We start from the raw sequence: 12,851 nt of genomic DNA on the forward strand, positions 1-12,851 counted from the left end.
CGCGGAGAATTTTGGAGAGAATCAGGGTATGACTCTTAGCGCCTCTCATCCGCTCATGGATGGCCGCACGGCCGATTCCCCCCTGATAACGGCATACCGGGGTGGAACTCCGTCCCGCCGGCCGGTCTGGTTCATGCGCCAGGCCGGAAGGTCGCTGCCGGAATACCGCAAGCTCCGGCAGGGCATCGCCATGCTGGATTCCTGCCTGGATCCGGCGCTGGCTTCGGAGATCACCCTGCAGCCGGTCCGCCGGCACGACGTCGATGCCGGCATCTTCTTCTCGGACATCGTCATTCCGCTCAAACTGGCCGGCGTGGACGTGGACATAGTCCCCGGCATAGGCCCCGTCCTTGGCACTCCGGTGCGCTCCGCAGCGGACGTGGCTGCCCTGCCCGTCCTGACCGAGGATGCGCTGGAACCAATCCGTGAGGCTGTCCGGCTCACCGTGGCGGAGCTGGGAAACACGCCGCTGATCGGTTTTGCCGGTGCCCCCTTCACGCTGGCCGCCTACATGGTGGAGGGCAAGCCGTCCCGAGACCACCTCGGTCCGCGCACCATGATGCACGCCGACCCCGAAGCGTGGAGCGCCCTCACCCGGTGGGCGGCCGATGCCTCCGGGATGTTCCTGCGTGCACAGCTTGAAGCAGGGGCAAGCGCCGGGCAGCTCTTCGACTCCTGGGCCGGCTCGCTGGGTCTGGCTGACTACACCGCCCACGTGGCTCCGGCGTCGGCCCGTGCACTGGATCATGTCCGGGACCTTGGAGCGCCTCTGGTGCACTTCGGCACAGGCACCTCCGAGCTGCTCGGTGCCATGCGCGACGTCGGTGTCGACGTGGTGGGCGTGGATTACCGGTTGCCGCTGGATGAAGCCAACCGCCGCCTCGGCGGGACCACGCCGCTTCAGGGCAACATTGACCCCGCGCTGCTGAACGCTCCCTGGCCGGTCCTGGAAGCACATGTCCGTGAGGTCCTGGCCGCCGGAGCCGCTGCGCCGGGCCACGTGGTCAACCTGGGCCACGGCGTTCCGCCGGAGACGGATCCTGACGTCCTGACGCGGGTGGTCGAGCTCATCCATTCGGTGGAGCCGTAACCATGCCGCACCGTCCCGTTCTTCCCCATTTCTCCACGGCACTGCCCCATTTCCCCGCAGCACGGAAGACCGCTGTGGAAGCTGAGGCTGCAGAGCCCGCTGCACCGCGCGTCAGCGCCGTCGTGGTGGGCGGCGGTATTTCCGGACTGATAGCAGCCCGCGACCTGGCCCTCAGCGGTCTGGCCGTGACGCTGTTTGAGGCCGGCACCGAGCTGGGCGGGTGCGTGGGCACCCATCAGGTGGCGGGACTGACGCTGGACAGCGGGGCCGAATCTTTCGCCACCCGCTCCCGGGCAGTACCTGAGCTCATCGAGGAACTTGGGCTGGGCGACGCCGTCGTGGCCCCCGTTCCCGGCGGAGCCTGGCTCCAGCTGGCCGGAGATGACCTCCCGTCCGCTGCCCAGCGGATGCCCCAGAGCGGGTTGCTCGGCATTCCGGCCGATCCCCGCGCTCCGGAAATTGTCCAGGCCATTGGACGCACCGCGGCCGCACGGGCAGCGCTGGACAAAGTGCTGCCCGTGGGCAGCCTGACCCGCCGGGACACCGTGAGTCTGGGCGAAGTGGTCCGGGCGCGGATGGGCGAGGTTGTACTGCGCCGTCTGGTGGCTCCCGTAGTGGGCGGCGTGTACTCCTCGGATCCGGATGTCCTGGACGTGGACTCGGTGGCCCCGGGACTGCGCGCAGCGCTGGCCAAGCACGGCTCCCTGGCCGCAGCAGTGGCCTCCATGCGTGCCTCGGCACCGGCCGGCTCCGCTGTAGCCGGCCTGGCCGGCGGCATGGGCATGCTTACCCGCGCCCTGGAAAAGGAACTGGTGGCACTGGGCGTCAATCTTTGCACCGGCACACCTGTTGCCGCCGTGGAGCGGCGCAGCGGCGGCGGCTGGCTGGTTACCCCGGCTGCACCTGACCCGACCGCCGAGTCAACGGTGTCCGCGGACGTGCTGGTGACGGCCACCGACGGCCCGTCCGCCGTGGACCTGCTGGCCGGAAGCGTTCCGGAACTGGCGGCGGCCCGCCCCGGAGCCGGACCCGGCGTCGCCCTCGTCACCCTGGTGGTGGACCAGCCGGACCTGGACGCGCACCCCCGCGGCACCGGGATCCTGGTTGCCGCAGATGTTGAGGGCGTGGATGCCAAAGCCCTGACCCACGCCACCGCCAAATGGCAGTGGCTTGCCGACTCCACCGGACCGGGAACGCACGTGCTGCGGCTCTCCTACGGGCGGGCACTGAGTGCTGCCGACGCTGCCGACGCTGCCGCGGCTTCCCGGCCGAGCGCTGTGGACCGGAACGACGAGGACCTCTTTGCCCAGGCACTGGCGGACGCTTCGGCGCTGCTCCAGGTGCCCTTGGGTGTCGATGACGTTGTTGGCTGGGACGTTGTCCGCTGGGTCGGCGCCCTGCCCTCGGCCGCCGTCGGGCACCGTGACCGGGTGGCTTCGGTGCGCGCCGCAGTGGAAAAAGAGCCCGGCCTGGAAGTGGTGGGAGCCTGGCTGGCGGGAACCGGGCTGGCTGCCGTTACTGCCGACACCCGCACCCGGATGAACCGCCTCCTGGAGCAGCTGGACCGGGTGTGACATTAAGCACTTTCTACAAGAAGTAGAAGTGGAGTATTTCGTCTAAGGCTGTCCAAAAGGGCAGACTGTTAATCATGAGTGAGCCCATGGGTCAGAGCACCGCAGAAACAGCCGACACCGAAGAACAGTTCTTTACCCTCTGGACCGTTTTCAAGCGGTCCGCCGCAGGTGGAGCAACCGCAGCGGCTGAGGATTCCGAGGAAAACGTCAGGGCCTTTGAGGCGCTGGCTGCCCAACTGGCTGATCGCCACGTAACTCTTCGCGGGTTGTACGACGTTTCCGCGATGCGTGCCGACGCCGATGTCATGGTGTGGCTGCACGGGGGCCGCGCGGAGGACCTGCAGTCCGCCGTCCGCGACATCCGCCGCTCCGGCCTCTTCACCGGCACGGAGATCGCCTGGTCCGCCATGGGCGTGCACCGCGACGCCGAATTCTCCAAGAACCACTGGCCCTCCTACGCCCGTGGCATCGATCCGGAAGCCTGGATCTGCGTCTACCCGTTTGTCCGCTCCTACGAGTGGTACCTGCTGCCCGCCGAGGAACGCGGCAAGATGCTGCGTGACCACGGCATGCTGGGCCGCGAATTCCCGCAGGTCCTCGCCAACACGGTGGCTTCCTTTGCCCTGGGGGACTGGGAATGGATCCTGGGCCTGGAAGCTCCCAACCTGGTTGACCTGGTGGACATGATGCGCCACCTGCGCTCCACCGAGGCCCGCAACCACGTCCGCGAAGAAATCCCCTTCTATACCGGCCGGCGCATCGCCGCCGCCGAGGTTGCCGAGGTACTGAAATGACGACATCCCTGAACCACGAGTCCGCCGGCGAGCCCGCTTCCTTCAACCCGCTTGAGGGTGTGGACGAGAACGGCCGGATGGAGCCCAAGCATTACGACGCCATCCTGCTGGCCTCCTTCGGCGGTCCCGAAGGGCAGGAAGACGTCATCCCGTTCCTGCGCAACGTCACCCGCGGCCGGGGCATCCCGGACGAGCGGCTGGAAGAAGTGGCCACCCACTACCGCGCCAACGGCGGCATCAGCCCGATCAATGAGCAGAACCGCGCGCTGAAGGCAGCCCTCGAGGCTGAGCTGAAGCGCCGCGGCATCGACACCCCGGTGCTCTGGGGAAACCGCAACTGGGCGCCGTACATCAAGGACGTGCTGCAGGAAGCCTATGACACCGGCTACCGCCGCCTGCTGATGGTCACCACCAGCGTGTACTCCTCGTACTCCAGCTGCCGCCAGTACCGCGAGGACCTGGGCATGAACCTGCTGGCCACCGGACTGGACAAGAAGCTCCAGGTGGACAAGGTCCGCCAGTACTTCGACCACCCCGGTTTCGTGGAGCCGTTTGTCGAAGGCGTCCGCGACTCCCTGGCGCAGGTCCGCGCCCAGCTGGCCGAACGCGGCGAGGAGGGCGGGAAGATCGAGATCCTCTTCTCCACGCACTCCATTCCCACGGCCGACGCCGAAGCCTCCGGCCCGCGCGACCGCGAGTTCGAAGAGGGCAGCGCCTACGTGGCACAGCACCTGGCCAACGCCCGCGCCATCATGGACCGCATCCCGGAAGCTGCCGGCCTGGACTGGCAGCTGGTCTACCAGTCCCGGTCCGGATCCCCGCACACCCCGTGGCTGGAACCGGACATCAACGACGCCATCGCTGAACTGCCCGCCAAGGGCGTTCAGGGCGTGGTGATTGTTCCCCTGGGCTTCGTCAGCGACCACATGGAGGTCCTCTGGGACCTGGACACCGAGGCGATGGACACGTGCAAGGAACTGGGCCTGGCCGCCCACCGCACGCCCACGCCCGGCATCCATGACACCTTCGTCGCCGGCCTGGTGGACCTGCTCTGCGAGCGCACCGTCGAGAACAACATCTCCGACCGTCCGGCCCTGACCAAGCTCGGACCCTGGTACGACGTCTGCCGCCCCGGCTGCTGCGCCAACCTGCGCGGCGAAAAGCCCACCATTGCGGGCGCCGATTCCACAGTGGGGATCCAGTAGTGGCCCATTCGCCCGTCCTGATTGGAACCCGGGGCAGTGCCCTGGCCGTCACCCAGACCACTACAGTGGCCAACGCGCTTGCTGAACTGGGCGGCTTTGACGTTGAACTGGTCCGGGTCCGGACCGAGGGCGACATCAACCGCGCAGCACTGTCCCAGATTGGCGGCACCGGCGTATTCGTGGCGGCGCTGCGGGACTCGCTGCTGCGTGGAGACTGCGACGTCGCCGTGCACTCCCTCAAGGACCTGCCCACCGGGGCAGCGGACGGCCTCACCATCGGCGCCATCCCGGCCCGGGTGGATGTCCGGGATGCCCTGTGCGCCCGCGATGGCCTGACCCTGGCCCAGCTGCCGTCCGGTGCGCGCGTGGGCACCGGATCGCCGCGGCGGGCCGCGCAGCTGCGCTCGGCCCGTCCCGATCTTGAGATCGTGGACATCCGCGGCAACGTGGACACCCGCCTGGGACGCGTGGCAGGGCTGGTTGAGGGCGCCCCCGGCGACCTCGACGCCGTCGTACTGGCCGCCGCGGGACTGGCCCGCCTGGGCCGGCTGCAGATGGTTTCGGAATTCCTGGATCCCTCCGTCATGCTGCCCGCCCCGGGCCAGGGCGCGCTGGCCGTGGAATGCCGCACCGCCGATGCCGCAGAAGGTCCGCTGAGCCGTGCGCTGGCCGTCTATGACAACAACGCCTCCCGTTTGACGGTGACTGCCGAGCGGGCGCTGCTGAACCGGCTGGAAGCAGGCTGCACCGCTCCCATCGGCGCGCTTGCCACCTTGACCGACGCGCGCCTGCACCTGGAAGCAGTGGTCTGCAGCGACGACGGCGTTAAGGTGCTGCGGCGATCGGCCGCTACCGCCGAACTCGACGAAGACGGCGCCCGGGGCCTGGGCATCCGTCTGGCCGAGGATCTGCTCGCCGCCGGGGCAGCGTCCCTGACGGATCTCGCAGTCAGCTAATGTCCTTGACCGGGAGCCGCTGACATGCCGGAGCAGCAGGAAGCGCGGCCGAATCTGGCCGGGCTGAACGTCGTGCTGCCGCGCACCCCGGACCGCGCCGCCGCAATGACCGCCGAACTGGCGGCCTGCGGCGCAAAGGTGTCCCTGATGCCGCTGATCGATTTCCAGTTCCCCGCCGACACGGGAGAATTGGACGGTGCGCTGCGGTCCCTGCGCTCCGGACGGTTCTCCTGGGTGATTTTCACCAGTGTGACCACGGTGCGTGCGATGGTGCGGCGCTGCGCTGCTCTGGGCGTGCCGGTGGCCTCGGTGATTCCCGCCGGCACCCGCATCGCCGCTGTCGGCAGCGGTACGCGGAAGGCGCTGGAGGACATTGGGCTGGACCTTGACCTGATGCCCGACGGCGACCAGTCCGCCCGCGGACTCGCTGAATCCTGGCCGCACCCCGAGGACTCCGATCCCGAGGGCGGGGCACTGCGCATCCTGCTGCCGCAGGCAGACCTTGCGGACCCTGCTCTCCGCGATGCGCTGACCTCCCTGGGATGGGACGTTCGGGCCGTGACCGCATACTGCACCGTGGATTATCCCGCCGCGGGCGTCCGTTTCACCCCCGCCGCCGAGGCCGGCCCCTCCGGCGGAAACCTCCTGCTGACGCCGCAGGAATTCGCGGCCGCTGCACCCGCAGGCCCCCGCGCCGTGGTGCTGACCTCACCGAGCATCGTCCGCCGGTTCCTGCGGCTCTGTGCTCCCGTGCCGCCGGGCACCGTGCTCGTTGCCATCGGGGACAGCACCGCCGCGCAAATGGCTGAACTCGAGATGCCGGCGGATGCAGTGGCGAACCAGCCAACCCCTGAGGGAATAGCGCGGGCACTGTCTGTTGCTATGTCTACGGGTCCTACAAACTAGTTCCCCATCATTACCGGAAGGCAGATTTACCTCTATGAGCTTCCCCCAGCACCGTCCCCGCCGGCTCCGCACCACGCCCGCCATGCGCCGGCTGACCGCCGAATACCGGCTGGATCCCGCCGAGCTGATCCTTCCCGTCTTTGTCCGCGAAGGCATCACCGAGCCCAACCCGCTCACCTCCATGCCCGGCGTCGTCCAGCACACCCTGGACTCCCTGAAGAAGGCTGCCGCCGAGGCCGTTGAGCTGGGCGTGGGCGGCATCATGCTCTTCGGCATTCCCGCAGAGCGCGACGCCGTGGGCAGCGCCGGCACCGACCCCAACGGCATCCTGAACCGCGGGATTGCCGCCGTCCGCGAGGAAGTCGGCGATGACCTGGTCATCATGAGCGACGTCTGCCTGGACGAATTCACGGACCACGGACACTGCGGCGTGCTGGATGAAAACGGCGTCGTGGACAATGACACCACTTTGGAGATCTACGGCCGGATGGCTGTGGAGCAGGCACGTGCCGGTGCGCATGTCCTGGGCCCGTCCGGCATGATGGACGGCCAGATCGCCGTGATCCGCCAGGCCCTGGACGAGGCCGGCTTCACCGATGTTTCGCTGTTCGCCTACGCCGCCAAGTACGCCTCGGCGTTCTACGGCCCGTTCCGCGAAGCCGTGGACTCCCAGCTGCAGGGCGACCGCCGCACCTACCAGATGGATGCCGCGAACCGCCGCGAAGCCCTCCTCGAAGTGGAACTGGACCTCGAAGAAGGCGCGGACATGGTGATGGTCAAGCCGGCCATGAGCTACCTGGACGTGCTGGCCGATGTAGCCGCCATGTCCCCGGTCCCGGTGGGCGCTTACCAGATCTCCGGCGAGTACGCGATGATTGAAGCCGCCGCCGCCAACGGCTGGATTGACCGCCGCCGGTCCATCGAAGAGTCCGTCCTGGGCATCAAGCGGGCCGGCGCGAACATGATTCTCACCTACTGGGCCACCGAGCTGGCGGCCTGGCTGAAGGAAAGCAAGTAATGTCCTCACCTGTCTCACCGTCTTCCTCCGAAGAACTCTTCGACCGCGCCCGGGCACTGATGCCCGGCGGCGTGAACTCACCGGTCCGGGCCTTCGGTTCCGTGGGCGGAACGCCGCGCTTCATGGTCTCCGCCAAGGGCCCGTACATCACGGACTCCGAAGGCCGCGAATACGTGGACCTCGTCTGCTCCTGGGGCCCGGCCCTGGTGGGCCACTCCCACCCGGACGTCCTCGCAGCGGTCCACGCCGCCGTGGATAACGGCCTGTCCTTCGGCGCGTCCACCCCGGCCGAAGCCGAACTGGCGCAGCTGGTCATGGACCGGGTTCCGGGCGTGAAGCGCCTGCGCATGGTTTCCACCGGCACCGAAGCCACGATGACCGCGGTCCGGCTGGCCCGCGGCTACACCGGCCGGAACCTGATCATCAAGTTCGCCGGCTGCTACCACGGCCACCTGGACGGACTGCTGGCCTCCGCCGGCTCCGGCCTGGCCACCCTGGCCCTGCCGGGCTCCGCCGGCGTCACTGCTGCCACCGCCGCCGAGACGCTGGTGCTGCCGTACAACGACGTCGCTGCCGTTGAGAAGGCCTTCGCCGACCACGGCGCGGACATTGCCGCCGTCATCACCGAAGCAGCGCCGGCCAACATGGGCGTGGTGACTCCGGCTCCGGGCTTCAACGCGGCCCTGTCCCGCATCACCGCCGAAAACGGCGCCCTGCTGATCCTGGACGAGGTCCTCACCGGTTTCCGCACGGGTCCGGCCGGTTACTGGGGCCTCACCGGCGCGCAGGAAGGCTGGACTCCGGACCTGTTCACCTTCGGCAAGGTCATCGGCGGCGGCATGCCCGTCGCCGCACTGGGCGGCCGTGCCGACGTCATGGACTACCTGGCCCCGCTGGGCCCGGTCTATCAGGCCGGCACCCTCTCCGGTAACCCGATCGCCATGGCTGCCGGGGTTGCCACGCTGAAGGCCGCCACCGCGGAGGTCTACGCCACCGTGGACGCACGCTCCGCCGAGCTCTCCGCCGCGGTGTCCGCCGCTCTGACGGAGGCCGGAGTGGATCACAGCATCCAGCGGGCCGGAAGCCTCTTCAGCGTTGCCTTCGGCACCTCCGCCACGGGCGTGCACAACTACGAGCAGGCCCAGGCGCAGGAAGCCTTCCGGTACAAGCCCTTCTTCCACTCCATGCTGGATTCGGGCGTGTACCTGCCGCCCTCGGTCTTTGAAGCCTGGTTCCTCTCCGGTGCGCACGACGACGCTGCCATGGAACGCATCTACGCGGCGCTTCCGGCGGCCGCGAAGGCTGCCGCGGACGCCACGCCGTAGCCGGGCGGCCGCCTCAGCGCGCAGCCGGTTCCCGGCGGCACGACAAAAAACCCCGCACGTCCCTTATCCGGGAGGTGCGGGGTTTTTTGATGCAGCTTTAGTGCGGCTGGTGCCGCCTGATGCCAAAGCTGCTGCTAGAAGGCAGCGGTCATGTCACCGTTGGGCCAGGTCTCTTCAATGAAGGCCTTCACCTCGGGGGAGTGGAGCAGCTCTTCAAGCTTGTCGATCCGGGCGTCCCTGTGGCCGGTCTTCCAGGCGAGGAAGTTGGCGTACGGGTTGTCCTCCACCGATTCCACCAGCAGGGCATCGTCGGTGTTCAGGCCTGCTGCCAGAATGTAGTTGCCGTTGAGGATGGCCAGATCAACAGTGTCATCGCTGAGGTCATTGACCAGCAGTTCCGGCTGGTTCTCCACGAATTCCAGGTGCTTGGGGTTCTGCTCGTCCGTCAGGGCGAGCACGGAGGCGTCGTCCTCCACGTTCTCCAGCAGGCCGGCTTCCTCCAGGAGCGTCAGTGCGCGGGCCTGGTTGGAGGGGTCGTTGGTGATGGCCACCCGGGCGCCGTCGCCCACGGACGAGATGTCCTCGTGCTTTTCGGAGAAGACGGCGTACGGCTCAATGTGGATACCTTCGCCGTGCTCAAAGTCGTAGCCACGGCTCTGCACCTGCTCTTCGAAGTACGGCAGGTGCTGGAAGTAATTGGCGTCCAGGGAGCCGTCATCAAGGGCTATGTTCGGAGTGACGTAATCGTCGAACTCCTTGATGTTCAGCTCCAGGCCCGCATCCGGTGCCAGATGATCGGACACGAACTGCAGGATCTGGGCGTGCGGCAGCGGACTTGCGCCCACTGTCAGGGTCACCGGGTTGGCCGGGTCCAGGGTGTCGACGGCGTCGCTGGAGGCGTCGGAGCCTCCGCAGGCCGACAGCGCCAGGGCTGCGGCCACACCGGTGGCAACGAGGGTCAGTGATTTACGCATTTGATGCGTTCCTTTCAAATGACACGGGTCAGGAGACATCCAACCCGGACAGTGGGCAGCTAGCGGCTACTGGCTGCGGTTTCACGTCCGGCATTCCCCGCAACTGCGGGGCCTGCCGGACGGAAGGTTTCGGGGCGGCACGGGGCCGCCGTCGGATGGAAGCGGCGGCAATCAGCGGGAGAGGGAGGACGAATCCGTCCGGCCCTGCACACTCTGGTCGGAGGAGGAGGCGGAGCCGGCCGTGCCGATGGAAGCGCTGACGCCGGCGTCCGGGGCAGCGGCGGCTGAACGACGGCGGCGCCTGGCTCCGCCGTCGGCCGAGCGGTGGTCAACGCGGCGGGCCACGATGTCTCCGGCGATCTGGATGATCTGGACAATCACCACAATCACGATGATGGTGACCAGCATGACCCCGCTGTCGAACCGCTGGACGCCGTAGTTGTAGGCCAGCTTGCCCAGCCCGCCGCCGCCGACGATTCCGGCCATGGCGGAGTAGCCCACCAGGGTGACCATGGTGGTGGTCAGGGCCGCAACCAGGCCCGGCATCGCTTCAGGAAGCAGCACCTTGGTGATGATCTGCATTTTGGTGGAGCCCATGACCAGGGCCGCGTCGATCTTGCCGCCGGAAACGTCCCGCAGTGCGGTTTCAACCAGCCGGGCGAAGAACGGGATGGTGCCGATGCTCAGGGCCACGCACGCAGCGATCGGGCCGATCGAGGTGCCGGTGATGAACCGGGCGAGCGGAATGAGCGTCACCATGAGGATCGCGAAGGGAACCGAGCGGGTGATGTTGACGATGACGCCGCTGACAATCCGGTTGGTGACCGGCATGGGCCGCAGCCCGCCGGATGCGCTGGTGTGCAGGAAGATGCCCAGCGGAACACCGATCAGCAGGGTCACCAGCCCGGAGATTCCCACCATCTGGAGGGTTTCCACCAGGGCGTCCGGCAGGGCTTTGGTGATGCCGGGGTTGTTGAAGAGTTCAGTCAGGAAATTCATGCGGCCACCTCCACGGCGACGCCCTGATTGGCGAGGTAGTCGGTTACGGCGGTCATGTCCGTATGCACGTCCAGCTGGATCCGCAGACGGCCGAAGCGGCTGCCGGCCAGTGTCTCGACGCTTCCGGCGAGGACATTGACATCGGTGTTAAAGCGCCGGGTGAGGGCGGAGAGCACCGGCTCGGTGGCATTGCCGCCGGTGAGCAGCAGTTCCAGCACGGGGCCGGTGGGATCTCCGGGCAGAAGCGGAGTGGCGGGCAGCGGAATGAGCTGCTTGGCCAGCCGGCCGCCCAGGTTCGAGGCGACCTCGTTCAACGGGCCGTGCTCCGCCACCCGTCCTGCTTCGAGCAGGGAGACGGAGTCACAGATGCGCTTCACAACGTTCATCTCATGGGTGATGATCAGCACGGTCAGGCCCAGCCGGTGCGACAGATCCGAGATCAGGTCCAGGATGTCATCGGTGGTGCCGGGGTCCAGGGCCGAGGTGGGCTCGTCACACAGCAGGATGTCCGGATCCGACGCCAGCGCGCGGGCAATGCCCACCCGCTGTTTCTGCCCGCCGGAAAGCTGCGCGGGATAGGCGCCGGCAAAACTTTCCAGTCCCACCAGGCGAAGGAGGCTGGACACCTTGTCCTTGATGTCCTGCTTTTTGGCTCCGGCCAGTTCCAGCGGATGCGCAATGTTGGCGGCCGCTGTGCGTGAATCCATCAGGTTGGCATGCTGGAAGACCATGCCGATGCGGCGCCGGGCGGTGCGGATTTCCGAATCCCGAACCGCGGTCAACTCCCGCCCGTCGATGGTGACCGAGCCCGACGTCGGCCGGTCCAGCAGCGTCAGGCACCGCACCAGGGTCGACTTGCCGGCGCCGGAATGTCCGATGATTCCGTGAATGGATCCCCTGGGCACGCTCAGGCTCACGCCGTCGAGCGCAGTGACGTCTCGGTCGCCCTGGCGGTATACCTTGCGCAGGTCCGTAACTGTGATCATTGATCCTCGTGGTCTGTAAGTGGGGGCTGGTCATCGGACAGCTGCCAGGGCACGCAACGGTGCCGGGGCCGTCCGGGTGCCGGGGCCAACTGGAGGTGTCTGCCAATCACGTGGCACGAGACGCGGGACCTCGGGAGGAACCCCGCCACAGGGTTCTCCAGGGCACGCCTGGGGCGCCATCAGCGCCTAACACAGCTGCAAGTATCTCATGCAGAGGCTCCAAGGCATGATTCGTTGGTTCTGTGTGAAGCAGTGCTTCGGGCTGCGGCTTAGTGTTACGCCGTGAACCTGCCGGAGCGTCATGCCGGCGGCGGCTGCGTGTGCAGCGGGTCCCTTAGCCGCGGGCCGGCCAGGTCCCGTCCACCACCGCGCCCGGATCCTTGCGCCGCAGATAGTCCTGGAAACTGGCAGCCTGTTCGCTGGCCCATCGGACCTGGTCCTGGTGGAGCTGTGAGGCGTCACCGTGCAGTACGGGGAACTTGCCTGCCAGCGCCCGGGCCACCCCGATCGTGGCCATGACATCGGCAGCGGAGGTGTGGGCGTTCTCGAAGCCGATGCCGTAATGCTCGGTCAGCGCTGTCAGGGTGCGTTTTCCCCGCCGGTAACGGTCCACCTGCTTGTCCAGGATGTAGGGGTCGATCACGGGTGCGGGAACCGGAGCAGTTAGGCCGAAGCGGCTGCACTCGCGGTTCAGGACGGTGAAGTCGTAGGAGGCGTTGAACGCCAGGACGGGAATGCCGGCGGAGAACATGCTGCCCAGCACGCCGGCGATTTCGGCGGTTACTTCGGCCGCGGGACGGCCCTGTGCACGGGCGTGTTCCGTACTGATGCCGTGAATGGCTGCCGCCTCGGCGGGAATGTCTTCTTCCACGGCAGCGAGCCACTCATGGTGCTGCAGAACTTCCCCCCGGCCGTTCACGAGGATGATGGACGCGGTCACGATGCGTGCCGTCTGCGGGTCGCGGCCGGTGGTCTCAAGATCAAAGGCCGCGTGGGGAAGTTCATGCCAGCTGTTCATCAAATA

At 67.5% G+C, this 12,851-nt stretch carries 11 protein-coding genes and 1 pseudogene; 8 read left to right on the forward strand and 4 right to left on the reverse strand.

Annotated features, from left to right (window positions below; genetic code table 11):
* Positions 1–28 precede the first annotated feature (28 nt).
* The 8 genes from hemE to hemL all read left to right on the forward strand — a co-directional run bounded on the left by hemE (position 29) and on the right by hemL (position 8,868).
* Positions 29–1,090, forward strand: a complete 1,062-nt coding sequence (hemE, locus tag AC4D2W_RS09095; RefSeq protein WP_490926561.1) for a uroporphyrinogen decarboxylase — start codon at positions 29–31, stop codon at positions 1,088–1,090.
* A 2-nt stretch (positions 1,091–1,092) separates the two neighbouring features.
* Positions 1,093–2,664 carry a protoporphyrinogen oxidase gene (gene hemG, locus AC4D2W_RS09100; protein WP_490926562.1) on the forward strand — a complete coding sequence of 524 codons (1,572 nt, stop codon included), beginning with the start codon at positions 1,093–1,095 and terminating at the stop codon, positions 2,662–2,664.
* A gap of 74 nt (positions 2,665–2,738) precedes the next feature.
* Positions 2,739–3,458, forward strand: a complete 720-nt coding sequence (gene hemQ, locus AC4D2W_RS09105) for a hydrogen peroxide-dependent heme synthase (RefSeq protein WP_490926563.1) — start codon at positions 2,739–2,741, stop codon at positions 3,456–3,458.
* Complete coding sequence (locus tag AC4D2W_RS09110; RefSeq protein WP_490926564.1) at positions 3,455–4,663, forward strand: ferrochelatase; 1,209 nt, start codon at positions 3,455–3,457, stop codon at positions 4,661–4,663. The genes hemQ and AC4D2W_RS09110 overlap by 4 nt, the downstream gene beginning before the upstream one ends.
* Complete coding sequence (gene hemC / locus AC4D2W_RS09115) at positions 4,663–5,619, forward strand: hydroxymethylbilane synthase (RefSeq protein WP_490926565.1); 957 nt, start codon at positions 4,663–4,665, stop codon at positions 5,617–5,619. The genes AC4D2W_RS09110 and hemC overlap by 1 nt, the downstream gene beginning before the upstream one ends.
* Before the next feature lie 24 nt (positions 5,620–5,643).
* The gene (locus AC4D2W_RS09120) at positions 5,644–6,525 is read left to right on the forward strand and encodes a uroporphyrinogen-III synthase (RefSeq protein ID WP_490926566.1); all 882 of its coding nucleotides are present in this window, start codon (positions 5,644–5,646) and stop codon (positions 6,523–6,525) included.
* Between the two features lie 34 nt (positions 6,526–6,559).
* On the forward strand, positions 6,560–7,543 hold the full coding sequence (hemB, locus tag AC4D2W_RS09125) for a porphobilinogen synthase (RefSeq protein WP_490926567.1): 984 nt from the start codon (positions 6,560–6,562) through the stop codon (positions 7,541–7,543).
* On the forward strand, positions 7,543–8,868 hold the full coding sequence (gene hemL, locus AC4D2W_RS09130) for a glutamate-1-semialdehyde 2,1-aminomutase (RefSeq protein ID WP_490926568.1): 1,326 nt from the start codon (positions 7,543–7,545) through the stop codon (positions 8,866–8,868). The genes hemB and hemL overlap by 1 nt, the downstream gene beginning before the upstream one ends.
* Before the next feature lie 134 nt (positions 8,869–9,002).
* Here the strand turns inward: hemL and AC4D2W_RS09135 are convergent, their stop codons facing one another.
* The 4 genes and pseudogenes from AC4D2W_RS09135 to AC4D2W_RS09150 all read right to left on the reverse strand — a co-directional run bounded on the left by AC4D2W_RS09135 (position 9,003) and on the right by AC4D2W_RS09150 (position 12,845).
* A complete protein-coding gene (locus AC4D2W_RS09135; protein WP_490926569.1) occupies positions 9,003–9,842 on the reverse strand; it encodes a MetQ/NlpA family ABC transporter substrate-binding protein in 840 nt (279 codons plus the stop codon).
* Positions 9,843–10,163: 321 nt separating this feature from the next.
* A pseudogene (locus tag AC4D2W_RS09140) lies at positions 10,164–10,841 on the reverse strand (methionine ABC transporter permease); the annotation flags it as partial.
* On the reverse strand, positions 10,838–11,827 hold the full coding sequence (locus AC4D2W_RS09145; RefSeq protein ID WP_490926570.1) for a methionine ABC transporter ATP-binding protein: 990 nt from the start codon (positions 11,825–11,827) through the stop codon (positions 10,838–10,840). The gene AC4D2W_RS09145 and the pseudogene AC4D2W_RS09140, both read right to left, overlap by 4 nt.
* Positions 11,828–12,161: 334 nt before the next feature.
* Positions 12,162–12,845, reverse strand: coding sequence for a 3'-5' exonuclease (locus tag AC4D2W_RS09150; protein WP_490926571.1), 684 nt, complete (start codon positions 12,843–12,845; stop codon positions 12,162–12,164).
* Positions 12,846–12,851: the final 6 nt, after the last annotated feature.

The organism is Arthrobacter sp. TJ-58 (assembly GCF_058269295.1).